Here is a 21877-nt window from a genome sequence, read left to right as displayed (position 1 = left end):
GCGCTCGGCTCCACGTCTGCGCCGCCACCCGACCGAGAAGGCCTATCCATGCATCTGTTCGAAGCGCTCATCCTCGGGATCGTCCAGGGGCTCACCGAGTTCCTGCCGATCTCCTCCAGCGCCCATCTGCGCATCCTCGGAACCTTCCTGCCCTCGGGCGAGGATCCCGGTGCAGCCTTCACCGCCATCACCCAGATCGGCACGGAGGCGGCGGTGGTGGTCTTCTTCTGGCGGGACATCGTCCGGATCATCGCGCAGTGGTTCCGGTCGCTCGCAGGCAAGGTCCCGCGCAGCGATCCCGATGCGCGCATGGGGTGGATGATCATCATCGGCAGCATCCCCATCGTCATCCTCGGGCTGCTCTTCCAGGACCAGATCGAGACGGTCTTCCGGTCACTGTGGATCGTGGCGATCATGCTCATCGTGTTCGGTGTCCTGCTCGGAGTCGCAGACCACGTCGGCGCGAAGCGTCGCAAGCTCGATCAACTCACCTACCCGCACGGCGTCGCGTACGGGTTCGCCCAGGCGCTGTCGCTGATCCCCGGTGTCTCCCGCTCCGGCGGGACCATCACCATGGGGCTCTTCCTGGGATACGAGCGCGCTGCGGCAGCACGTTACGCGTTCCTCCTCGCGATCCCTGCCGTCTTCGGCAGCGGTTTCTACCAGTTGTTCAAGAGCTGGAACGAGCCCGCGTTCTTCTCCTTCGGCGACACTCTCGCCGCGACGGGAGTCGCATTCGTCGTCGCGCTCGCTGTCATCGCCTTCTTCATGAACTACATCTCGAAGCGCAGCTTCCTGCCGTTCGTGATCTACCGCATCCTGCTCGGCACGGTGCTGCTGGTCCTGCTCGGCACGGGAGTCATCGCGGCCTGACGTGCAGCGACCACAGGCCTGAGGCCGGCCTCCCGCTCGCCGGGCGCGCGCGGCTCAGCGCTTGTGGTCGTTCGGCCCGTCACCGCGCCGACGCAGATAGCGCTCGAACGCCTGCGCGATCGCGTCGCCGGACGCATCGGGGGAGTCCCAGGTGTCGCGGGTCTGCTCGAGCTGGCGGATGTACTCGGCCATGTCCTCGTCGTCGGCCGCTGCGGCGTCGATCGACGCCTCCCATGCCGCGGCGTCGGTGCGCAGACTGCTGTGCGCGAACTCCACGCCCGTGAGCTCTTCCAGGCGGTCGAGCAGCGCCAGAGTCACCTTCGGGGAGGGTGTGGCGGACGCGACATAGTGGGGGACGCTCGCCCACAGGCTCGCTGTGGGGATGCCCGCGCTCTCGGCGAAGTGCTCGAAGACGCTGAGTATGCCCACAGGTCCCTCGTACAGGGACCGCTCGAGACCGTGTGCTTCGCGAACCTGTTCGTTCTGGCTCGACGCGAAGATCGAGATCGGCCGGGTGTGCGGGACATCCGACAGCATCGCCCCCAACGTCACGAGCCCCGTCACGTCGTCGCGGAGCGCGACGTCGATGAACTCGGCCGCGAAGGACTGCCACGTCCGAGCGGGCTCCACGCCGGTCAGGACCCAGAACTCAGGACCCGGTCCCGGATTGCGCGGACGCCACAGGCCCGCCTCGGGCCACGTCAGCTGGCGCCGGCCCTCGGCATCCATCTTGGTGGCGGGGCGGGTGTACTGGTAGTCGAAGTACAGCTCCGGATCGATCGAGTGCACGAGGTCGTACTCCGACTGCGCGCGCAGCGCGGCGATCGCCCCGCTGGCGGCCTCGCCGGCGTCGTTCCAGCCATCGAAGGCGGCGATGATGATTCGTGAACCGAGGACATCCATCGTGGTCTCCCTTCGTGGTCGCCGGTACCTATCCCTCCAGGCTAGCCCGCTCGGACGGAGACCGGGCGCAGCCACGGGTAACATGATCCGGTGAGCAGACAGCCCCGCGCGATCCTCTGGGACATGGACGGAACACTCGTCGACACCGAGCCGTATTGGATGGCGGCGGAGACGTCGCTCGTCGAATCCTTCGGAGGCACGTGGACTCACGCCGACGCACTGCAGCTCGTCGGCAACGGTCTGATCGACAGCGCGGTGATCCTCCAGCGCGCCGGTGTCGACATGGAGGCCGACGCGATCATCTCTCTCCTGACCGATGGCGTGCAGCACGCTCTCCGCACCCAGGGCGTTCCGTTCCGACCCGGGGCCCGAGAGCTGTTGCAGGATCTGCGCACCGCGGGGATCCCGACGGGTCTGGTGACCATGTCGCTGCGGCGCATGGCGCTCGGCGTGGTCGATCTCATCGAGTTCGACGCCTTCGACATCGTGGTCGCGGGCGACGATGTCTCGAATCCGAAGCCGCATCCCGAGCCCTACCTCCACGCGGCGACGCTTCTGGACATCGACATCGCGGATGCGGTGGTCATCGAGGACTCCCCGACGGGTTTGCGTGCCGGGATCGCAGCCGGCGCCGTGGCACTCGGCGTCCCTCACATCGTCGCTCTCGACCACGTCGGTGCCCACGAACTGTGGCCGACGCTCGAGGGCCGCACCGCCGCAGATCTCGTCGATCTCTTCGACCGCCAGACCTCCATGACGGGAGCCACCCGATGACCGACACGACAGAGCCGACCGGCACGGCAGGCACCGCCCTCAGCGGTGCCCCGCGCCCGAGCGGCCCCTTCCGCGCCGGAGACCGGGTACAGCTGACCGGTCCGAAGGGCCGCCTGCACACGGTCACCTTGCGCGAGGACGGCGAGCTCCACACTCATCAGGGCGTGCTCCGGCACCGTGACCTCATCGGGCTGCCCGACGGCTCGGTCGTGCCGAACAGCTCCGGTCATGAGTACCTGGCGCTGCGACCGTTGCTGCGCGACTTCGCGATGTCGATGCCGCGGGGAGCGGCCATCGTGTACCCGAAGGATGCCGCCCAGATCGTCATGCAGGCGGACATCTTCCCCGGATCCGTCGTCGTCGAGGCCGGTGTCGGCTCGGGAGCGCTGTCCCTCTCGCTGCTGAGGGCGATCGGGCCCGCCGGACGACTCGTGTCGTTCGAGCGCAGGGACGACTTCGCGCAGGTCGCTCGGGGAAACGTCGAGACTTTCTTCGGTGAGACTCCCGGGACATGGGACGTGGTCGTGGGCGATCTCGTCGAGGAACTGCCTTCCGCATTCGCGCCGGGAACCGTCGACCGTGTGGTTCTCGACATGCTCGCTCCCTGGGAGTGCATCGACGTGGTCGCCGAGGCCCTCACCCCGGGAGGAGTCGTGCTCTGCTACATCGCGACTGCGACGCAGCTCTCCCGTGTGGCCGAGTACATCCGCGGAACGGGTCTCTTCACCGATCCCGACGCGTCGGAGACCATGGTCCGCGGCTGGCACGTCGAGGGCCTGGCAGTCCGGCCGGACCACCGTATGGTGGCGCACACGGGCTTCCTCCTGACCGCGCGTCGCCTTGCACCGGGAGCTGTCGCGCCGTCGGTCAAGCGCCGGGCGTCGAAGAGCAGCTACGGAGACGACGACGTCGAGCTCTGGACACCGGGAGCCGTCGGTGATCGGGTGATCAACGACAAGAACCTCCGAAAGCGCGCGCGGGAGGCGACGAAAGCGGCCGAGGGGGCGCGCATCGCTGCCGCATCGCGCGAATCCGACGCCTCGACGGAATAGACTGGAGCGCGTGCGTAAAACGTCCGCCGTTCTGGCCACTCTCAGTCTCGCCGCCCTCGCTCTGACGGGCTGTTCTGCTGCCCCGTCGTTCGCCGGTGCGGTGTGCGATCGCACGGCTTCTCCGGCGGTCGCCGACTCGGTCACGGTGGAAGGCGACCTCGGCGAGAAGCCGGATGTGACGGTGTTCACTCCCGTCAAGTCGGACTCCACGGAGTTCTCGGACGTGACGACCGGAGACGGAGAGACCCTCACCTCCGACGTTCAGCCCCTCGTGCTCGACATCACCTTCTACGGCGGTGACAGCGGAGAGAAGCTCTACGAGTCGGAATACAACGGCGACCGCAGTCGCGTGCACAGCATCGCGTACTGGGCGCAGCGTTCGCCCGGACTCGAGTCGGTGCTCGAATGCGCAACCGGTGGGACGAGGACGGTCGCGGTGCTCACGCAGGAGGACTTCGGCGAGAGCAACGCGCAGGCCTTCGGGCTCGCGGACGGTGAGAGCGTCGTGGCCGTCATCGACGTGCTCGATGTGCTCCTGCCGAAGGCGGAGGGCGCGTCGCAGTTCAACGACGCACGTGGTCTGCCCACGGTCGTGCGCGCACCGGACGGAACACCCGGGATCATCATCCCCGACAGCGCGGCACCCGAAGACACCGTGACGCAGACGCTCATCAGAGGCGACGGCGCCGAGGTCACGAAGGAGTCCGTCGTGGTCACGAACATCATGGCGGTCGGCTGGGACGACAAGACCGTCGCGACGAGCACGTGGGGGGCGGAGCCGAACATCGGGCTCGCAGCCGAGGAGCTCGTGGGCTCGACGGTCGGCTCGCAGCTTCTCGTCATCGCTCCGGGAGCCGAGGGCGCATCCGCGACTGCCATCGTCGTCGACATCCTGGGGATCGTTCCCGTTCCGGAGCAATGATGGCCGCCCGCATTCCCGCGGAGGAGCGCCTGACGAATCTCGTCGTGGCGCTGATGGCCACGGAGATCGGGCTGACCAAGCAGCAGATCCTCGACAACGTCTCGGGGTATCGTCAGCGAGCGGATGCCGGTTCACGCTCCGACGCGCTGGAGAAGATGTTCGAGCGCGACAAGGACGAGCTCCGCACTCTCGGGGTCCCGGTGGAGACCATCGGCGATCCGGCCGATCCGAACGACCTGCGCGAAGCGCGCTATCGCATTCCGCAGGCGGAATACGATCTTCCCGACGACATAGAGTTCACCGCTGCCGAGCTCGCTGTGCTGCAGCTGGCCGGCAGTGTGTGGAGCACGGAATCGGCATCCGTCGACGCCAAAGCGGGCGTGCGCAAGATCCGTGCCCTCGGGATCGACGGCGATGAGCCCATCATCGGGTTCGCACCGCGGATCACCGTTCGCGACGCCGCCTTCCCGTTCCTGCAGGAGGCGATCGAGAAGTCCCGCGTCGTCGGGTTCGACTACCTCAAGCCCGGCGAGGAGTCGCCGCGACGGCGCAGCATCCGTCCGCTGGCGCTGGTGGACTACGAAGCCCGCTGGCATGTCTACGGAATCGATGTCGACATCGAGGCGGACAGGATGTTCCTGCTCAGCCGCATCGTCGGCGACGTGCGCATCTCCGCGAAGACGTTCGACCCGCGTCTGCGTGACGGAGCGGGGGAGCGGGCGCTGGCGGGGCTCCAGCGTGTCGCGGCGCAGAACGCAGCATTGCTCGAGGTCACTCCGGGCACCGAGGCGGCGCTGAGACTCGGTCGGCGAGCCACGCCTGCCGTGCAGGGCATCCACGTGCCGTTCGTCGATCTGCACATCTTCGCGGATGAACTGGCGTCGTACGGACCCGAGGTCCGTGTGGTGGAGCCCGATGCTCTCCGCGATGCGGTGATCTCTCGGCTCACCGCGGTGGTCGCGGCGAATTCCGAACCGGAGGAGGGGCGATGACCGCGAAGTCGAAGCCGCTGCTGGCATCGGATCGCGTGCGGGTGTATCTGACCCTCGTGCCGTATCTGCTCGAGCTGGGGCAGGTGTCGCTCGCCGAGGCGGCCGACGAGTTCGGGGTCACCCCGAATGAGATGCGCCAGATGGTCGAGAAGCTGACGGTGATCGGCCTGCCCGGCGATGCGGGATTCTGGCAGCAGCCGCAGGAGCTCTTCGACATCAACTGGGATCTGCTCGATCAGCAGGACATCATCGAGATCACCAACGATGTCGCACTGCGCAGAGTCCCTCGCTTCACCGCCCGCGAGGCGGCCGCTCTGCTCGCGGGACTCCAGATGGTCGCGGCGGTTCCCGCCGTCTCCGACTCCGGTCTCGTCAGCGGTCTGATCTCCAAGCTCTCCCGCGGTGCCGCCGACGCGCCGGCTGAGGTCGTCGTCGCGCCGAGCGCGGTCGACGAGGTCAGGCAGGTCGTGTCGCGCGCCGTGCAGGAGGGCGTGGCCGTCTCGTTCACCTATCAGGCGCCGGATGCCGCGCCGATGACGCGCACGGTCGATCCGGTGCAGATCCTGATCACGAATGCGCAGTGGTATCTGCAGGGCTGGTGCCACATGCGTGAGGCCATGCGCACCTTCCACCTCGACCGCGTCAGCGAGGCCCGGCTCACCGAGATCCCGATCACGCACGCGGGGGATCAGGTGCCCGAGGCCTTCTCCGCCGTCGAGGACGAGGGCGAGGTCGTCGTGCGGCTTCCTGAGAGATTCGCACCGCTCCTGGGTGATTTCCTCACCGCCGACAATGTGGAGGTCGACGACGGTGTCGTCACGGCGAGGCTGCGACTCGCCGACCCGCGAAGCATCAAGCGTCTCGCGGGTCGCTTCGGCTGCGCTCTCGAGGTCGTCGAGCCGAGCGTCGCCCGTACTGCCGCCCGTGACTGGGCCGCGGCGGGACTCGCCCTGTATCGTGACCCGGATCGCGGCGTCGCCGGTTAGACTCTATAAAACGACGAAGGAGAATCATGGGCGCTTTCGGTTGGCCACATCTGCTGATCATCCTCGCCGTCATCCTGCTGCTTTTCGGTGCGGCGAAGCTGCCGGCGCTGGCGAAGAGCCTCGGTCAGTCCGCCCGGGTCTTCAAGGGCGAGATGAAGGCCATGAAGAACGACGACGCGTCGGACGAGACCACCGACAACGCTGCCACCCCGCAGCAGTCGGTGGCTTCTGACACGACAGTGACCGCTCGCGACTCCGATCCGGGTCTGCCTCCTCGATCCGCATAGCCCGTGTCGGCTCTGGAATCCGCCGAACCACAGGCGCCGGGCCGCGACAAGCGGATGTCGCTCGGCTCGCATCTGATCGAACTCCGCAAGCGGCTCGTGATCGCAGCGGCAGCCCTGGTCGTGGGGATGATCGTCGCGTTCATCGTGACCGACCCGATCATCGACCTGCTGTCCATCCCCATCCGCACGATCGCCGAGCAGCAGGGCAAAGAGTACGTCGGCCTCAACTTCACCACCGTGACCAGCGGGTTCGACCTTCGCATGCGGATCGCGTTCGCGATCGGCCTGCTCATCTCGGCGCCCGTATGGCTGTGGCAGGTGTGGGCGTTCGTCATGCCCGGGCTCACCAAGAAGGAGACCCAGTACACGTGGGGCTTTCTGGGAGCGGCCATCCCCCTGTTCTTCGGAGGATGCACCGTCGCGTTCTTCGTCCTGCCGCACGTGATCGAGATCATGGCCGGCTTCGTCCCGCAGGGTATGGCGCAGTTCTTCGACTACTCGGCCTACTACGACTTCGTCTTCAAGTTCCTTCTCGTCGTAGGGATCGCCTTCGTTCTTCCCGTGTTCCTCGTGGCTCTCAACCTCGCCGGCGTCGTGTCGGGCAAAGAGATCCTGAAAGGTTGGCGCGTTGCGATCCTGGTGTGCACTCTCTTCGCCGCCATCACCACGCCGCCCGCAGACGTCTTCTCGATGCTGCTGCTGATGGGAGCGATGATCGTGCTGTACTTCGCGGCCACGCTCGTGTCGATGCTGTTCGATCGTCGTAAACGGAAGATCGATGCCGCAGCGGGCGTCGTGCCGGGCGGCGTATGACCTCCCCGTCGGAGAGGTACGCGGCCGCGCGTCAGGCGGCCGAGAATCCCGAGACCGCCGCGTTCGCCGCGAGACAACGATTCGACCTCGATCCGTTCCAGGTCGAAGGGTGCCATGCACTCGAGAGCGGAGGCAGCGTGCTGGTGGCGGCGCCGACCGGCGCAGGCAAGACCATCGTGGGCGAGTTCGCGATTCACCTGGCGATGCAGACTCCCCGCGACAAGGCGTTCTACACCACGCCGATGAAGGCGCTCTCCAACCAGAAGTTCCGCGAACTGGTCGACGTCTATGGTGCCGACCAGGTCGGCCTGCTCACGGGTGACACCAACATCAACGGCAACGCCCGGATCGTGGTGATGACGACCGAGGTGCTGCGCAACATGATCTACGCGGACTCGGCCGCGCTGAGGGATCTCCGCTTCGTGGTGATGGACGAGGTCCACTACCTCGCCGACCGGTTCCGGGGCGCGGTGTGGGAAGAGGTCATCATCCACCTGCCGCAGCACGTGCGGCTGGTGTCGTTGAGCGCCACGGTCTCGAATGCCGAGGAGTTCGGCGATTGGCTCGACACGGTGCGCGGCGATACCGAGGTCATCGTCTCGGAGATCCGTCCGGTCCCACTCGAGCAGCACGTGCTCGTTCGGGATGACCTGCTTCCGTTGTTCGACGACCGCGCGGGCCTGGCGACGGCGAAGGTGAACCAGGAGCTCATGCGCATCCGGTCGTTCACCGGTTCCAGCTACGACAGCAATCGCGAGGCGCAGGCATATCGCAGCAACCGGCACGCGGGCAGACAGGCCCAGCGACCCCCGCGCGGGGGACGGCGTCCGGTGCGCTCATCGAACATGCGTCGCATCGAACGACTCGATCGTCCCGAAGTGATCCAGCTGCTGGAACGCGCGAACCTCCTGCCGGCGATCTTCTTCATCTTCAGCCGCGTCGGGTGCGATGCGGCCGTCCAGCAGGTTCGTCGCTCCGGCCTCCGCCTCACCTCGAATGAGGAGCGGGCGGAGATCCGCGCCTTCGTCGAGGAGCACACCCGTACGCTGCAGGACGAGGACCTGGGTGTTCTCGGATACTGGGAGTGGCTCGACAATCTCGAACGAGGCGTGGCGGCACACCACGCAGGCCTGCTGCCCGCCTTCAAGGAGGTCGTGGAGGAGCTCTACAGGCGAAAGCTGGTGAAGGTCGTGTTCGCGACCGAGACGCTGGCTCTCGGGATCAACATGCCGGCGCGCACGGTGGTTCTCGAGAAGATGGAGAAGTTCAACGGCGAGGCCAGAGTCGCGATCACATCCGGTGAGTACACCCAGCTGACCGGACGCGCCGGCCGCCGCGGCATCGATGTCGAAGGTCACGCCGTCGTCCAGTGGACGGAAGGGATGGACCCGCAGGCGGTCGCAGCCCTCGCATCGCGGCGAACATATCCGCTCAACTCCAGTTTCCGCCCCACCTACAACATGGCGGTGAACCTGATCGATCTGTTCGGCAAGCCCCGGGCGAGAGAGGTCCTCGAATCGTCGTTCGCGCAGTTCCAGGCCGACCGTTCCGTGGTGGGCCTGGCACGTCAGGTCCGTGAAGCAGAGGCTTCACTCGCGGGCTACCAGGCGTCGATGGTCTGCGATCACGGAGACTTCATGGATTATGCGACCATCCGTCGCGAGCTCAGCGATCTCGAGAAGAAGAACCGGCAGGACTCGAACGCTCCTCGAGCGGCGCGGGACAAGCGGATGAAGCAGGTGCAGAACCTGCGCACGCGGATGCAGCGCCACGGATGTCATCGGTGTCCCGACCGCGAGGCGCACGCGCGGTGGGCGGAGCGGTACTGGAAGCTCAAGCGCCAGACGGATCGGATCCGTCGACAGATCGAGAACCGGACCGGCACGGTCGCTCGCGTGTTCGATCGGGTCGTCGAGGTGCTCGAGACGCTCGACTACCTCCGACGCGACGGCACCGAGATGTCTCTCACCTCGGCAGGGCGGACGATGCGCAGAATCTACGGCGAGCGGGATCTGCTGGTCGCGGAGTCGCTTCGTCAGGGGATCTGGAAGGGGCTGGATGCGCCGTCGCTGGCGGCGATGGCATGCTGCCTCGTCTACGAACCGAGACGCGACGAAGCCAATGCGGGGGAGCGGGGTCTTCCTCGCGGCGCATTCCGCACGGCGTACGACCAGACCACCACGCTGTGGGCAGAGCTCGACGACCTCGAGAAGGATCACCACCTTCCCGGGTCCGAACCGCTCGCAGCGGGCCTCGCCGGAGCGATGCACTCCTGGGCCCGAGGGGCGTCGCTGGACAGAGTGCTGATCGACGCCGACATGGCGGCCGGAGACTTCGTGCGGTGGACCAAGCAGACGATCGATCTCCTGGATCAGCTCTCGATCGTCGCTGAGGACGCCGCACTCGCACGGAACGCCCGGGCAGCTCTCGACGGCGTACGTCGTGGCATCGTGGCCTACTCGTCGATGTGAGAGACGGGACCGATGTCTGAATCCCGAGCGCGCCAGCGCCCGCTCCTGCCGCTGTGGGCGGCGGTGCTCACGGCAGCCCTCTCCGCGATCCTGATGGACGTCGCGTATCCGGACGTCGCGATCTGGGTCCTCGCCTTCCCCGCCACCGCGGCGCTGCTCGTGAGCCTCATCGGGCGCCGCGCAGGAGGGGCGCTGCTGGTGGGGGCCGTGTACGGCGTGGTGTTCTTCGGCCTGCTCGTGTCGTGGACGTCGAGGTATCTCGGTCCGGTGCCGTGGGCGGCGCTGAGCGTCGTGGAAGGGGCTCTGACCGCCGTGGCGCTCATCCCGATCGCGCTCGCGTACCGCTGGATACCTGCTGCCGTTCCGGGGCGATGGGCGCGTCTCGTGCTGCTTCCCACCGTCGTCGCCGCCCTCTGGGTCGGGCGCGAGACCTTCGTGGGCTCCTGGCCGTACGGGGGGTTCCCGTGGGCGCGTCTGGGCATGAGCCAGGCACAGAGTCCGCTCGCGCACGTGACGTCGTGGATCGGCGTCGCCGGACTCAGCTTTCTGATGGTGTTCCTCGTCGCTGCGCTCATCGAAGTCCTCCGGACGGACTCCTGGAGGCGACCCCTCGCTTACGCGGCACCGGCGCTGGTGTCCGCGGTGCTTCTTCTCACGCCGCTGTTCCCGACGACTCCCAGCGGGACGATGCGCATCGCCGCCGTGCAGGGGAACGGACCCACGGGGTACTTCGACGAACGAGAGCCGTATTCGGTCGTTCAGGCCCAGACCGAGGCGACAGCGCCGCTGGTCGGCGAGGACATCGATCTGCTGGTCTGGCCCGAGGGCTCGCTCGACTACGACCCCTTCCAGTCCGAGGAGCTCGCGCGACGCATGTCTCTCGTGTCCGCGCGGATCGGCGCACCGTTGCTGGCCAACGCCGCGACGGAACGCGATGGCCGGTTCTTCAACACCTCCATGCTGTGGACCGAGGCGGGGCCGGACGGTCAGATCCATGACAAGCGGCATCCTGTGCCGTTCGGGGAGTATGTCCCCGACAGGGACTTCTTCAATGCGCTGGCGCCGGATCTCATCGGCCTGTTGCAGCGCGACTACACGCCCGGCACGAATGCGCCCGTCATGGACGTCGGCGGCGCGCGGGTGGCACTCGCGATCTGCTTCGACGTGATCTACGACGACGTCATCAGGGCGGGGATCGAAGACGGGGCCGAAGTGCTCGTCTTCCAGACGAACAACGCCGACTTCCGCGGCACGGACGAGAACGTTCAGCAGCTGGCGTTCGCGCGCATGCGCGCGATCGAGACCGGGCGCAGCGTCGTCAACGTCTCGACGGTCGGCACGAGCCAGATCATCCGATCGGATGGGTCGACCGTATCGAGCCTGGATGCGGGAGAGGCCGGCGCGCTGCTCGAGGATGTCGAGCTGCGCACCGGCCTCACTGCGGGGGTCGTGCTGGGGGCGTGGGTTCAGAACGTGCTGCTCTGGGGCGGACTCGGCGCGCTCGTGTTCGGGTGGTGGCGCGCCCGCCGCCGTTAGTCAGGCGCCGATCTTCTCGCGGGTCGGGTCTTCGCCGGCACCCCGACGGGCACGGATGAAAGCGAGTCGCTCTTCGAGGAGCTCCTCGAGTTCGGCCCGGGTACGGCGTTCCATCAGCATGTCCCAGTGCGTGCGTGCTGCCTTCTCGTCGCTCGCGTCGAGCGTGACGGCCTGACCGTCGACGTTCAAGCGTGCGTCCGCACCGCAGGCGCGACACTCCCAGGTCTGCGGCGGCTCTGCGTCAGCCGCGAACATGAGGTTCGTGACGTGGCCGCAGGTGTCACAGGTGTAGGTGGTTTCACGGCGCTCCATGAAAACGACGCCCTCTTCGCTCTGTAGGCTCTGGGCGCCGAGTCGGATGCCGCGCAGGCTGCGATCTGCCATTGTGTGGTCCTCTCGTCGCTGTCAGGTATAACGCTCCAGCCTGTGCGCTTCATCCACGCGCCGGACTTCTGAGCGCTATTCACAGCTGAATCCCAGCGCGGGAGCGTATGCACGGCGCGTCGAGGGTCAGTCGCGGAGGGCGTCGAGCGCGGCGTCCGCGCGGTCCGTGACGATCCCGTCCACTCCCGATGCGACGAGCCTGCGCATCTCATCGACATCGTTGACGGTCCAGACGTGGACCTCGGTCCCGTGTCGGTGTGCCGCGCGGACGAGTGCAGGGGTCAGCACGCGCACGCGGCCGTGTCGCGCGGGCACCTGCAGCGCATCGATCCCGCGGAGTGCACGTCCGGCGGGGAGGCGCGCCGAGGAGAGCGCGCGGACAGCGGCGATCGTGCGGCTGCCGCCTGAGGTCGCCGGCGGGATCCCCGCGCCGGCTCGGAGCGTCGCTGCGACCGTCGCTCGTCGATGCGCATCGGTGAAGCTGGTCACGAGGACCCGGTGCGTGTGATCGGCCAGGATCGGGCCCAGAGGGGCAGCCGCATCCGCTGACTTCACGTCGATGTTGAAGCGCGTCCGCGGAAACGCGTCGATCGCGTCAGCCACGCTCAGAAGTCCGCCGTGGTCCGCGAAGATCGCGGCGAGCTCGCGCGTGGACACCTGCTCGATGCGTCTGTCGTCACCGTTGAGACGGCTCAGGGTGGCATCGTGGAACAGCACGACATCGCCGTCTCGCGTCGTACGACAGTCGGTCTCGATGTAGTCGACTCCGGCGGCGTGGGCAGCAGCGAAGGCCGCTGCCGAGTTCTCCCACACTCCCGAATCCGCTCCCGCGGCAGTGATCAGCCCGCGGTGGGCGAAGACTCGTGGGTGGGCTGCCTTCTCGAAGTACGGGTGCGTCACGCGCCCGGAGTGCCGGTCGGCGGCTGTCCCGGCTTGGGCGTGAACGCCGATCCGATCCCCTTCAGGGCTTCGGTGAGCTCGCTGGGGATGATCCAGAGTTTGCTCGACGAGCTCTCGCTGATCTTCGGGAGCATCTGCAGATACTGGTAGGCGAGGAGCTTGTCGTCGGGCTGTCCCTGATGGATCGCGGTGAAGACGTTCTGGATCGCTTCCGCCTCACCCTGTGCACGGAGCACCGCGGCCTGCTTGTCACCCTCCGCGCGCAGGATCTCCGCCTGTCGGCGTCCTTCCGCCTCGAGGATCTGAGACTGCTTCGATCCCTCGGCGGTGAGGATCGCCGCACGACGGTCCCGCTCGGCTCGCATCTGCTTCTCCATCGAATCCTGGATCGAGACGGGCGGGTCGATGGCCTTGAGCTCGACCCTGCCCACGCGGATGCCCCACTTGCCGGTCGCTTCATCGAGGACGACGCGCAGCTGTCCGTTGATGTTGTCGCGGCTGGTGAGAGCCTCCTCGAGATTGAGGCCACCGACGACGTTGCGCAGGGTCGTCGTGGTGAGCTGTTCGACCGCGCCGAGGTAGTTCGCGATCTCGTACGTCGCGGCGCGCGCATCCGTCACCTGGAAGTAGACGACGGTATCGATGGAGACGACCAGGTTGTCCTCGGTGATGACCGGCTGCGGCGGGAAGGAGACGACCTGCTCGCGCATGTCGATCAGAGGACGCAGCCTGTCGATGAAGGGCACGAGGATGTTGAGACCCGGCATGAGCGTCTTGTGGTACCGGCCGAGGCGCTCCACCACGCCCGCGGTCGCCTGGGGAATGATGCGGATCGAGCGCGCCAGCGTGACCACCACGAAGATGATGATCGCGATGACGAGGATCCAGCCGATGGCTGCGGGGATGAACGAGGAGTCGTCCACGGGGTTCTCCTAGTCGTTGATGGGTCGGACGGTGGCGGTGGCTCCGTTGATCGCGACGACGGCGATCGGCGAACCCTGGGGGATGGGCATGGAGCCGACTGTGCGGGCAGTCCAGGTGTCGCCGTTGCTCAGCTTCACCTGGCCCGAGATCTGAGTGATGTCCTGCAATGCCGTGCCACGCAGCCCGACGAGGGCCTCGACGTTGGACTTCGTGGGATCTTCCCCGCGATGAAGGCGCCTGATGAGAGGTGGTCGGAGGAAGAGGATGAAGAGAGCGGCGGCTGCGGCGGCGATGAGCACCTGGACCCAGACGGGGATTCCGACGAAATCCGTCACGAGGCCGACCGCGCTGCCGAAGCTGAGCATGAGGAAAGTGAAGTCGAGGGTCAACATCTCTATCACCAGGAAGAGCGCGATCAGGATGAGCCACCCGACCCATGCCCACTGATCGATGAACTCGATGAACGTCGAGAAAGTGTCCATGCGGCCTCCTTGCGGTCAACCTATCACGCAGCCGAAGGCTCATCCGGGTGGCGCAGCGGCCGCTTGCTAGTCTGGGGGAGCCGTGCGATCGCGGCATTTCACGCACTTGAGGAGTCACCGTGACCGACGTTCTTCCCGCAGGTTCTCTCGACGGCAAGGTCGCTCTTGTCACCGGATCATCACGGGGGATCGGCGCCGACACCGTGCGGTACCTCGCAGAGGCGGGTGCCGACGTCGTGATCAACTACCGCAACAAGGCGCCCCGCGCCGAGAAGCTCGCGACTCAGCTGCGTGAGCTCGGTCGTCGGGTTCTCGTCGTGGCGGCAGACCTCACGGATCCTGCGTCGGTCGCCGAGATGTTCGCCGCCGTGAAGGCCGAGTTCGGCCGACTCGACGTGCTCGTGCTGAACGCCTCCGGCGGAATGGAGTCGGGCATGGCCGAGGACTACGCGCTCACTCTCAACCGCGATGCGCAGGTGAACGTGCTCGAGGCAGCGACGCCGCTGCTGTCCGACGATGCGCGTGTGGTCTTCGTCACGAGTCACCAGGCGCACTTCATCCGCACCACCCCGACGATGCCGGAGTACGAGCCGGTGGCACTCTCGAAGCGCGCCGGCGAAGACGCACTGCGTGAGCGCATCCCCGCTCTCGCCGAGAACGGGATCGGCTTCACGGTGGTCTCCGGTGACATGATCGAGGGCACCATCACTGCGACGTTGCTCGAGCGGGCGAATCCCGGAGCGATCGCAGAGCGACGCGAGTCGGCCGGCAAGCTCTACAACGTCTCGGAGTTCGCGGCGGAGGTCGCGCGCGCGGCGGTGGACCCGGTTCCCGCCGACAACACCCGTCTGGTGGGCGACGTCAGCGGTTTCCTACCGGAATGAGCCCGCTGCACAGACGGCGCCCCATCCGGATGGATGGGGCGCCTTCTCGTGTATCGAGCCTCAGGCGGCAGGTCCGGGCTGCACTCCCGACACGAACTCCTTCGAGTCCTTGCCGAGCGTGATCGCGCGCACGATCTGCACGATGCCCAGCGCGACGAGCGAGATGCCGAAGACGAGCCACAGCACCGCTGCGGCGTACAGCGGCGAGAACAGGACGACGACACCCGCGATGATGCTGAGGAGCGCATACAGCAACGTCCACACTCGCGAGCCGTCCTGCCCGAGCAGCGTGAGCGAGACGACGCCGTCGACGATCCAGCTGATGCCGATGAAGATCACGACGACGAGCGCGAGCGTGGCGGCCGCGGCGCCGAGATTCGCGAAGGCGATGACGCCCGCGACGATGTACAGGAGTCCGAGCGCGATGTGGCCGACTCGCGCCCAGCCGCCCTTCTTCTGCGAGAAGATGCCGAGTCCGATGTACACGAGACCGGCGATGACGAGATAGGTCGCGAAGATCCCGGTCACGATGACGGCGGACTTCCCCGGCCAGACGAGCAGGACGATGCCGGCGATGAGCGCGATGATGCCCGAGACGGCAAGCGTGATGCGGATGGACGTGAACAGTGATTTGGCCTCTGCGGCGATCGAATCAGACATGGGTGGGGAACCTTTCTGAGATATCCCTGTGAGGGATGCTCACAGAGTAGCGCCATGTGCGGGGGAGCGGGAGAGGACTGTCTGCGATGGACTCTCGGGTTCATTTCGCGTCATGCGCGGACATGCGACGATCTATTCGTGACTTCCGACGCCGACGCTCGCATCCGTGAGCTCATTGTCATGCGCACAGTCAGGGATCGCATCGACCGGGAGTATGCGCGACCTCTCGACGTCGAGGCGTTGGCTCGGGGCGTCCATATGTCGGCAGGACACCTGAGCCGCAGGTTCCGGGAGGCCTACGGCGAATCGCCCTACTCGTACCTGATGACGCGGCGGATCGAGCGTGCCATGGCGCTGCTCCGCCGCGGCGACCTGACGGTGACGGAGGTCTGCATCGAAGTGGGATGCTCGTCGCTCGGGACCTTCAGCACGCGATTCACCGAGCTCGTCGGTGTCCCCCCTCGGGTGTACCGTGAACGCGCCGCGAACCTCGACGGCATCCCGACCTTCCACGCGAAGCAGGTCGTGAGACCGATCAGGAATCAAGAAGCACCACGTACCGACGCCCACCTAACCTGAACCCATGAACATCAGCATCCACTACGCATTCCTCCCGCACACCGATGCCGACGCCGCCCTCGGCTTCTACCGCGACGCCCTCGGCTTCGAGGTGCGCAACGATGTCGGCTACGACGGCCTCCGATGGCTCACGGTCGGGCCCGTGGGGCAGCCGAACACCTCGATCGTCCTGCACCCGCCCGCCACCGACCCCGGCATCACCGATGCCGAGAGGCAGACGATCCTCGAGCTCATCGCGAAGGGGAGCTACGGAGCCCTGACGCTCGCGAGCGATGATCTCGACGGGCTCTTCGAACGTCTGGCCGCGCATGGCGCCGACGTCGTGCAGGAGCCGATGGACCAGCCGTACGGAGTGCGCGACTGTGCGTTCCGCGACCCTGCAGGCAATCTTCTCCGTATCAATCAGGCTGCCTGAGCAGCCCCGAGTCCCGAGGACACCATGACCCACGTCGCCGACAGCCACGACCTGATCCGGGTTCAGGGCGCCCGCGAGAACAATCTCAAGGACATCAGCGTCGACATCCCGAAACGTCGACTGACGGTGTTCACGGGAGTGTCCGGCTCGGGCAAGAGCTCCCTGGTCTTCGACACGATCGCGGCGGAGTCGCGACGGATGATCGATGAGACGTACAGCGCCTTCGTGCAGGGCTTCATGCCCTCGGTGCCGCGGCCCGACGTCGACGTGCTCGAGGGCCTCACGACGTCGATCATCGTGGATCAAGAGCGTCTGGGTGCGAATCCCCGCTCGACGGTGGGGACCGTCACCGATGCGAATGCGATGCTGCGCATCCTGTTCAGCAAGCTCGGACAGCCGTACATCGGCGGACCCACCGCGTTCTCGTTCAACATCCCCACGCAGCGAGCCAGCGGCGTCATGACAGGGCCCGGCGGCGAGAAGAAGATCGTCAAGGACGCCATCTACCTCGGAGGCATGTGTCCCCGCTGCGAAGGCAGGGGAGCGGTCTCCGATCTCGACCTCAGCCAGATCGTCGACGAGTCGAAATCCCTCGACGAGGGCGCGATCATGGTGCCCGGCTATACGGCTGACGGCTGGATGGTGAAGGGCTTCTCGGCCTCAGGCTTCTACCCGGCAGACAAACCCGTCTCATCTTTCACCGAGAAGCAGCGTCATCTCTTCCTCTACGGAGAGGTGACCAAGGTCAAGATCTCCGGCATCAACATGACGTATGAGGGGCTGATCCCCAAGATCACCAAGTCCATGCTGTCGAAGGATCTGGACGCGCTGCAGCCGCACGTGCGAGCGTTCGTCGAACGGGTCGCGACGTTCGCGACCTGCCCTGAGTGCGACGGCACGCGCCTCACGGAGGGCGCCCGGTCGTCGAAGATCGACGGGATCAGCATCGCTGACGCGTGTCGCATGCAGGTGACCGACCTCGCGGGCTGGGTGCGGGGGCTCGACCTGCCCGGCGCCGGTCCGCTGCTGGACGCGCTGAAGGCGAACCTCGATGCGTTCGTGACGCTCGGACTCGGTTACCTGAGCCTGGAGCGGCCTTCCGGGACGCTGTCCGGCGGGGAGGCGCAACGCATCAAGATGCTGCGCCACCTCGGATCGTCGCTGACGGATGTCACCTACGTCTTCGACGAGCCGACGATCGGACTGCATCCGCACGACATCCAGCGGATGAACACGCTGCTGCTGAGGCTGCGGGACAAGGGCAACACGGTGCTCGTCGTCGAGCACAAGCCCGAGACCATCGCGATCGGAGATCATGTCGTCGACCTCGGCCCTGGGGCCGGGAGCGCGGGCGGTGAGATCTGCTTCGAAGGCACGGTCGAGGGGCTGAAGGTGAGCGGGACGCGCACCGGCACGCATCTCGACGATCGAGCGGCCCTGAAGTCATCAGTCCGTGAGAGTACGGGCGCCATCGAGGTACGAGGAGCGTCGGCCAACAACCTCCGACACGTCGACGTCGACATCCCCACCGGGGTGCTCACCGTGGTGACCGGTGTGGCGGGGTCTGGAAAGAGCTCGCTCATCCACGGGTCGGTGTCGACGCGCGAGGGAGTCGTCTCGATCGATCAGGGAGCGATCAAGGGGTCTCGACGCAGCAATCCCGCCACATACACCGGACTGCTCGAGCCGATCCGCAAGGCGTTCGCAAAGGCGAACGGCGTCAAGCCCGCGCTGTTCAGCGCGAACTCCGAAGGCGCATGCCCGACCTGCAAGGGTGCAGGTGTCATCATCACCGAGCTCGGCTTCATGGACACGATCGAGACTCCCTGTGAGGACTGCGGCGGCAAACGCTTCCAGGCGGGGGTGCTCGTGTACAAGCTCGCAGGCAAGGACATCACGGAGGTGCTGGACCTCCCCGTGTCCGAGGCGCGGACGTTCTTCTCAGAGGGCGAGGCGAAGCTCCCCGCAGCGGCAGCGATCCTCGGTCGCCTCGAAGACGTGGGATTGGGCTATCTGTCGCTCGGTCAGCCCTTGTCGACGCTCTCGGGAGGTGAGCGGCAGCGCATCAAGCTCGCCATCCAGATGGGGGAGAAGGGCGACACCTACGTTCTCGACGAGCCCACGACCGGGCTGCACCTGGCAGACGTCCAGAACATCCTCGGGCTCCTCGACCGCCTTGTGGAATCCGGGAAGACGGTCATCGTGATCGAGCATCACCAGGCCGTGATGGCTCACGCCGACTGGATCATCGACATCGGGCCGGGCGCCGGCCACGACGGGGGGAGAGTGGTGTTCGAGGGGAGCCCCGCGGACCTCGTCGCCGCGAAGTCGACGGTGACGGGGGAGCACCTCGCGGCCTACGTGGGGGCGTAGATCGAGGTCCGGTCAAGCGACGTCAGGTCGCGTCATCAGTGGCGACGTCAGGTGCAGCAACAGATCATCGCTCGTGAGGGGCACGGTGACCCAGGTCAGTTCGGCCGTTCCACCGTGCATCGTCAGTCGAACACGGTGTGGCGTGCTCACGAGGTGAAGCTCCGCCACGAAGATGTCTCCCTGCCATGCGCCGTTCGCAATGACCGGGCGTCCGAGCGGCGAACTCGCGGCCCAGCCCTCGTAACCGATGGACGCGACGAACAACTGCCCGACGTGGACCAGCCAGCCGTCGGGCCGGGTGTCGACGACGATCTGCGTTCCGCTGGGCAGCGCAGAATCCGCCACCGTCCCGTCGATCGTGGCGGCGAACGTGGGATTCTCCGGACGTGCCGCGCCCTCGACCATCGGAAGCGCCAGGTGACGGAGTCGCCGTTCGAGAGCGACGTCGCCTTCGCCGTCTCCCGAGGAGTCGACGCCCGGAAGCAGACAGTCCCAGATCGCGTCCAGCGCGGCCTGGGCGTGACCGATCTCGTTGTGCGCCGCAGTGAGCACGACGACGAGGTCAAGGTCTGGAACGACGACGCACTGTTGACCGAATGCACCGTTGCCGTGGAATCCGTGTGCGGACATCCAGAACTGATAGCCGTACCCGGCGTGGAAATCGCGCCCGGGGCTGCCGGGGGAGTAATGGCGACTGTCGACATGCCTTCGGGTGGATCGTGCGATCCAGTCGCGCGAGATCAGCTGTCGCCCCCGCCATTCTCCGCTCCGTCGCAACAGCTCGCCGAAGGCCGTGAGGGCTTCGGTCGTCAGATGCAGACCGTGAAAGCCGAACACGGATCCACTGCCGACCCGGTCCCACTCGACATCCGTGATGCCCATCGGGGTGAACAGGCGTTCGTCCAGTAGTCGGTCCAGCGGGGTGCCGGTGACTCTCTCCACGATCCTCGCCAGCACGAAGGTGGTCGCGTTGTCATAGGTGTGACTGGTGCCGGGAGCAGTCACGATGGGCATCCGCAGAAAGCCGCGCACGAGATCCTTCGGCTCGAGCGCCCACGCGCGTTCAAGTGTGTCCTCGGCGTGACCGGCGGTCATAGTCAACAGGTGATGGACGGTGAGAGCATCCGCACCGTCAGACATGTCTCCCGGGACATGCTCGGGAAGAACGTCGACCACGCGATCGTCCAGGCCTAGGAGCCCATCGTCGACCGCGAAACCTACAGCGATCGATGTGAACGATTTCGTCAGCGAGTACAGCAGATGCGGGTGCTCAGCGGCGAACGGCGTCCACCAGCCCTCTGCGACGATGTGACCGCGGCGCGCGATCATGATCGAGTGGCACTCGATGCCCGCCTGCTCCAGCCGGTCGAGAAACGCGGCTATCGCAGCGGAGGAGACATCGAGGGAGGCGGGAGTCGCACGCGGCAGGAGCACCCGGCGATCCTACGGGGATCACACTGATATGGCAGACCGCTTCAGTCCTTCCGGGCGATGATCGTGAACGTGCAGGGGATGAGGTCCCGCTCGGACTCGGGCCACGCATATCCACGCGGAACCTCGACCATTCGCGGGCTGAATGGCCACGGAAGGGTTCGCCCTTCCTCGATGTGCACGAGGCGCAGACCTGCGCGAAGCAGTGCGCCGAGGATCTCGGACAGCGGATGCGGCCACTCGTATGTCCGCGGATGCGCGACGGTGCCGTCTCCCGCATAGGTGGACGCGTCATCCCACTGCTGCGCGAGACCGTTTCCGAAATAGAGGTAGCGGGTCGTCAGGCCGTCCGCCTCCTCGTCGAGAGCGAGCAGCGCGGGATGGCCGTCGCGGATGAAGAACGTGCCGCCGGGACGAAGCAGTGCGGCGATCTGCTGGGCCCAGCGTTCGAGATCCTTCAGCCAGCAGATCGTACCTATGCTCGTGTATACGACATCGAAGTCGCCGGACACTGCGGTGCGCGCGTCGAGAACGTCCGTTTCCGCCCAGGTCGCCGCAACGTGGGCGCGATCTGCGAGCGCGGCAGCGACACGCAGCGCAGGTGCGGAAACCGACTGAGCACCGGCAGGTCGTCGCGCACGACGTCGCTGAGGTGATTCGGGTCGTCGAACGCGTCCAGACCATACGCAGCCTCGTGCAGCGGTACTCGGTCGTCCCAGTTCTGCAGATTGGCTCGGCGTGCGTCTTCCCAGTCGATCTCGACGTTGTTCCCGTTCACAGCCTGAGCCTATCTTCCGCTCCGATTACGCCGAGCGTGTGAACGCTGATAATGCACATTATGTCAGGTTGGAGTTGAACGTCCTCCTCCACTGGTCGTGCGAACTCGTCAGTCACAATCGGTGGATGCGTCCGCCCCCGCGATCTGTCTCCGTAGCCGCGGCACTCGTGGCGATGGGCGCGATGTTCACGGCCTGCACCACGATGCCCGGAAGCTCGTTCGACGCCCTGTGTGATGGTGCGTTGGTGATCTCATGCGACCGTCACGCAGACGCCGCCCTGGTGGTGATAGACGCCGATGCCCGCTCCGAGGACATGAGCGCGTTCGCGCATGCGCTGGCTGAGGCCACCGCCGGTTTCCACGGCCCGGTCCGACTCGAGGCGCGCTCATCCGACATGGTCGTCCTCGATCCCGAGGTCACTCCCCCTTTCGCGTGGCAGATCGACGTCAGTGCCGTG

The 21877-nt window shown here is 66.5% G+C and carries 23 protein-coding genes; 15 read left to right on the top strand and 8 right to left on the bottom strand.

The features are described 5' to 3' along the window. The first annotated feature begins 48 nt into the window (after positions 1 to 48). Positions 49 to 873: an undecaprenyl-diphosphate phosphatase gene (locus RWO82_RS07520; protein ID WP_314425267.1), complete on the top strand. Its 825-nt coding sequence runs from the start codon at positions 49 to 51 to the stop codon at positions 871 to 873. 54 nt (positions 874 to 927) lie between these two features. On the opposite strand, the gene RWO82_RS07515 is transcribed toward RWO82_RS07520, so the two are convergent. Then, on the bottom strand, positions 928 to 1776 hold the full coding sequence (locus tag RWO82_RS07515) for a PAC2 family protein (RefSeq protein ID WP_314425265.1): 849 nt from the start codon (positions 1774 to 1776) through the stop codon (positions 928 to 930). Positions 1777 to 1866: 90 nt separating this feature from the next. Here RWO82_RS07515 and RWO82_RS07510 point away from each other — a divergent pair, with 90 nt between their 5' ends. Genes RWO82_RS07510 through lnt form a run of 9 tightly spaced genes read left to right on the top strand, consistent with a single transcriptional unit; the run spans position 1867 to position 11609 of the window. Beyond that, positions 1867 to 2550, top strand: a complete 684-nt coding sequence (locus RWO82_RS07510) for an HAD family phosphatase (RefSeq protein ID WP_314425263.1) — start codon at positions 1867 to 1869, stop codon at positions 2548 to 2550. Next, positions 2547 to 3602 (top strand): tRNA (adenine-N1)-methyltransferase, encoded by a 1056-nt coding sequence (locus tag RWO82_RS07505; protein WP_314425261.1) that lies wholly within the window; start codon positions 2547 to 2549, stop codon positions 3600 to 3602. Before RWO82_RS07510 ends, RWO82_RS07505 begins: the two co-directional genes overlap by 4 nt. A gap of 10 nt (positions 3603 to 3612) precedes the next feature. After that, positions 3613 to 4524: a hypothetical protein gene (locus RWO82_RS07500; RefSeq protein WP_314425259.1), complete on the top strand. Its 912-nt coding sequence runs from the start codon at positions 3613 to 3615 to the stop codon at positions 4522 to 4524. Continuing rightward, positions 4524 to 5516 carry a WYL domain-containing protein gene (locus tag RWO82_RS07495; protein ID WP_314425257.1) on the top strand — a complete coding sequence of 331 codons (993 nt, stop codon included), beginning with the start codon at positions 4524 to 4526 and terminating at the stop codon, positions 5514 to 5516. The genes RWO82_RS07500 and RWO82_RS07495 overlap by 1 nt, the downstream gene beginning before the upstream one ends. After that, on the top strand, positions 5513 to 6502 hold the full coding sequence (locus RWO82_RS07490) for a WYL domain-containing protein (RefSeq protein ID WP_314425255.1): 990 nt from the start codon (positions 5513 to 5515) through the stop codon (positions 6500 to 6502). The genes RWO82_RS07495 and RWO82_RS07490 overlap by 4 nt, the downstream gene beginning before the upstream one ends. Positions 6503 to 6528: 26 nt before the next feature. Further along, a complete protein-coding gene (gene tatA, locus RWO82_RS07485; protein ID WP_314425253.1) occupies positions 6529 to 6789 on the top strand; it encodes a Sec-independent protein translocase subunit TatA in 261 nt (86 codons plus the stop codon). Positions 6790 to 6843: 54 nt separating this feature from the next. Beyond that, positions 6844 to 7602, top strand: a complete 759-nt coding sequence (gene tatC / locus RWO82_RS07480; protein WP_314425286.1) for a twin-arginine translocase subunit TatC — start codon at positions 6844 to 6846, stop codon at positions 7600 to 7602. Further along, a complete protein-coding gene (locus tag RWO82_RS07475; RefSeq protein ID WP_314425251.1) occupies positions 7599 to 10073 on the top strand; it encodes a DEAD/DEAH box helicase in 2475 nt (824 codons plus the stop codon). The genes tatC and RWO82_RS07475 overlap by 4 nt, the downstream gene beginning before the upstream one ends. Before the next feature lie 12 nt (positions 10074 to 10085). Beyond that, on the top strand, positions 10086 to 11609 hold the full coding sequence (gene lnt, locus RWO82_RS07470) for an apolipoprotein N-acyltransferase (RefSeq protein ID WP_314425249.1): 1524 nt from the start codon (positions 10086 to 10088) through the stop codon (positions 11607 to 11609). Here the strand turns inward: lnt and RWO82_RS07465 are convergent, their stop codons facing one another. From RWO82_RS07465 to RWO82_RS07450, 4 genes are all read right to left on the bottom strand, one after another. Beyond that, positions 11610 to 11993 carry an RNA polymerase-binding protein RbpA gene (locus tag RWO82_RS07465; protein WP_201469727.1) on the bottom strand — a complete coding sequence of 128 codons (384 nt, stop codon included), beginning with the start codon at positions 11991 to 11993 and terminating at the stop codon, positions 11610 to 11612. A gap of 126 nt (positions 11994 to 12119) precedes the next feature. Continuing rightward, on the bottom strand, positions 12120 to 12893 hold the full coding sequence (locus RWO82_RS07460) for a glycerophosphodiester phosphodiesterase family protein (RefSeq protein ID WP_314425245.1): 774 nt from the start codon (positions 12891 to 12893) through the stop codon (positions 12120 to 12122). Then, a complete protein-coding gene (locus RWO82_RS07455; protein WP_314425243.1) occupies positions 12890 to 13816 on the bottom strand; it encodes an SPFH domain-containing protein in 927 nt (308 codons plus the stop codon). The genes RWO82_RS07460 and RWO82_RS07455 overlap by 4 nt, the downstream gene beginning before the upstream one ends. A gap of 9 nt (positions 13817 to 13825) precedes the next feature. Beyond that, entirely contained in the window at positions 13826 to 14299 is a 474-nt protein-coding gene (locus tag RWO82_RS07450; RefSeq protein WP_314425241.1) for an NfeD family protein, read from the bottom strand. Positions 14300 to 14418: 119 nt separating this feature from the next. Between RWO82_RS07450 and RWO82_RS07445 the strand changes: the two genes are divergently transcribed. Beyond that, a complete protein-coding gene (locus RWO82_RS07445) occupies positions 14419 to 15183 on the top strand; it encodes an SDR family oxidoreductase (protein WP_314425240.1) in 765 nt (254 codons plus the stop codon). Between the two features lie 60 nt (positions 15184 to 15243). On the opposite strand, the gene RWO82_RS07440 is transcribed toward RWO82_RS07445, so the two are convergent. After that, positions 15244 to 15843, bottom strand: a complete 600-nt coding sequence (locus RWO82_RS07440) for a DUF308 domain-containing protein (protein ID WP_314425238.1) — start codon at positions 15841 to 15843, stop codon at positions 15244 to 15246. Positions 15844 to 16023: 180 nt separating this feature from the next. Between RWO82_RS07440 and RWO82_RS07435 the strand changes: the two genes are divergently transcribed. Genes RWO82_RS07435 through RWO82_RS07425 form a run of 3 tightly spaced genes read left to right on the top strand, consistent with a single transcriptional unit; the run spans position 16024 to position 19210 of the window. Next, on the top strand, positions 16024 to 16422 hold the full coding sequence (locus tag RWO82_RS07435; protein WP_314425285.1) for a helix-turn-helix transcriptional regulator: 399 nt from the start codon (positions 16024 to 16026) through the stop codon (positions 16420 to 16422). 4 nt (positions 16423 to 16426) lie between these two features. Then, positions 16427 to 16837: a VOC family protein gene (locus RWO82_RS07430; protein WP_314425236.1), complete on the top strand. Its 411-nt coding sequence runs from the start codon at positions 16427 to 16429 to the stop codon at positions 16835 to 16837. Positions 16838 to 16861: 24 nt separating this feature from the next. Further along, the gene (locus tag RWO82_RS07425; RefSeq protein ID WP_314425234.1) at positions 16862 to 19210 is read left to right on the top strand and encodes an excinuclease ABC subunit UvrA; all 2349 of its coding nucleotides are present in this window, start codon (positions 16862 to 16864) and stop codon (positions 19208 to 19210) included. A gap of 12 nt (positions 19211 to 19222) precedes the next feature. Here the strand turns inward: RWO82_RS07425 and RWO82_RS07420 are convergent, their stop codons facing one another. Together RWO82_RS07420 and RWO82_RS07415 are read right to left on the bottom strand one after the other, a co-directional pair. After that, positions 19223 to 20644, bottom strand: coding sequence for a serine hydrolase domain-containing protein (locus tag RWO82_RS07420; protein ID WP_314425232.1), 1422 nt, complete (start codon positions 20642 to 20644; stop codon positions 19223 to 19225). Between the two features lie 41 nt (positions 20645 to 20685). Next, positions 20686 to 21237: a class I SAM-dependent methyltransferase gene (locus RWO82_RS07415; protein ID WP_314425283.1), complete on the bottom strand. Its 552-nt coding sequence runs from the start codon at positions 21235 to 21237 to the stop codon at positions 20686 to 20688. 307 nt (positions 21238 to 21544) lie between these two features. On the opposite strand from RWO82_RS07415, the gene RWO82_RS07410 reads away from it, so the two are divergent. Beyond that, positions 21545 to 21877, top strand: a 333-nt coding sequence (locus RWO82_RS07410) for a hypothetical protein (RefSeq protein WP_314425230.1), incomplete at its 3' end; no start/stop codon positions are given.

The organism is uncultured Microbacterium sp., from assembly GCF_963521645.1.
In the GTDB taxonomy this organism is placed as follows: Bacteria; Actinomycetota; Actinomycetes; order Actinomycetales; family Microbacteriaceae; genus Microbacterium.
This window is presented reverse-complemented; position numbering and strand designations above follow the sequence as displayed.

What these genes read in the sequence shown, in the direction of transcription:
- RWO82_RS07520 (WP_314425267.1), top strand. Translation starts at nt 49, where the DNA reads ATGCATCTGTTCGAAGCGCTCATCCTCGGGATCGTCCAGGGGCTCACC.
- RWO82_RS07515 (WP_314425265.1), bottom strand. Translation starts at nt 1,776, where the DNA reads ATGGATGTCCTCGGTTCACGAATCATCATCGCCGCCTTCGATGGCTGG.
- RWO82_RS07505 (WP_314425261.1), top strand. Translation starts at nt 2,547, where the DNA reads ATGACCGACACGACAGAGCCGACCGGCACGGCAGGCACCGCCCTCAGC.
- RWO82_RS07495 (WP_314425257.1), top strand. Translation starts at nt 4,524, where the DNA reads ATGGCCGCCCGCATTCCCGCGGAGGAGCGCCTGACGAATCTCGTCGTG.
- RWO82_RS07490 (WP_314425255.1), top strand. Translation starts at nt 5,513, where the DNA reads ATGACCGCGAAGTCGAAGCCGCTGCTGGCATCGGATCGCGTGCGGGTG.
- tatA (WP_314425253.1), top strand. Translation starts at nt 6,529, where the DNA reads ATGGGCGCTTTCGGTTGGCCACATCTGCTGATCATCCTCGCCGTCATC.
- tatC (WP_314425286.1), top strand. Translation starts at nt 6,844, where the DNA reads ATGTCGCTCGGCTCGCATCTGATCGAACTCCGCAAGCGGCTCGTGATC.
- RWO82_RS07475 (WP_314425251.1), top strand. Translation starts at nt 7,599, where the DNA reads ATGACCTCCCCGTCGGAGAGGTACGCGGCCGCGCGTCAGGCGGCCGAG.
- lnt (WP_314425249.1), top strand. Translation starts at nt 10,086, where the DNA reads ATGTCTGAATCCCGAGCGCGCCAGCGCCCGCTCCTGCCGCTGTGGGCG.
- RWO82_RS07465 (WP_201469727.1), bottom strand. Translation starts at nt 11,993, where the DNA reads ATGGCAGATCGCAGCCTGCGCGGCATCCGACTCGGCGCCCAGAGCCTA.
- RWO82_RS07450 (WP_314425241.1), bottom strand. Translation starts at nt 14,299, where the DNA reads ATGGACACTTTCTCGACGTTCATCGAGTTCATCGATCAGTGGGCATGG.
- RWO82_RS07440 (WP_314425238.1), bottom strand. Translation starts at nt 15,843, where the DNA reads ATGTCTGATTCGATCGCCGCAGAGGCCAAATCACTGTTCACGTCCATC.
- RWO82_RS07435 (WP_314425285.1), top strand. Translation starts at nt 16,024, where the DNA reads ATGCGCACAGTCAGGGATCGCATCGACCGGGAGTATGCGCGACCTCTC.
- RWO82_RS07430 (WP_314425236.1), top strand. Translation starts at nt 16,427, where the DNA reads ATGAACATCAGCATCCACTACGCATTCCTCCCGCACACCGATGCCGAC.
- RWO82_RS07425 (WP_314425234.1), top strand. Translation starts at nt 16,862, where the DNA reads ATGACCCACGTCGCCGACAGCCACGACCTGATCCGGGTTCAGGGCGCC.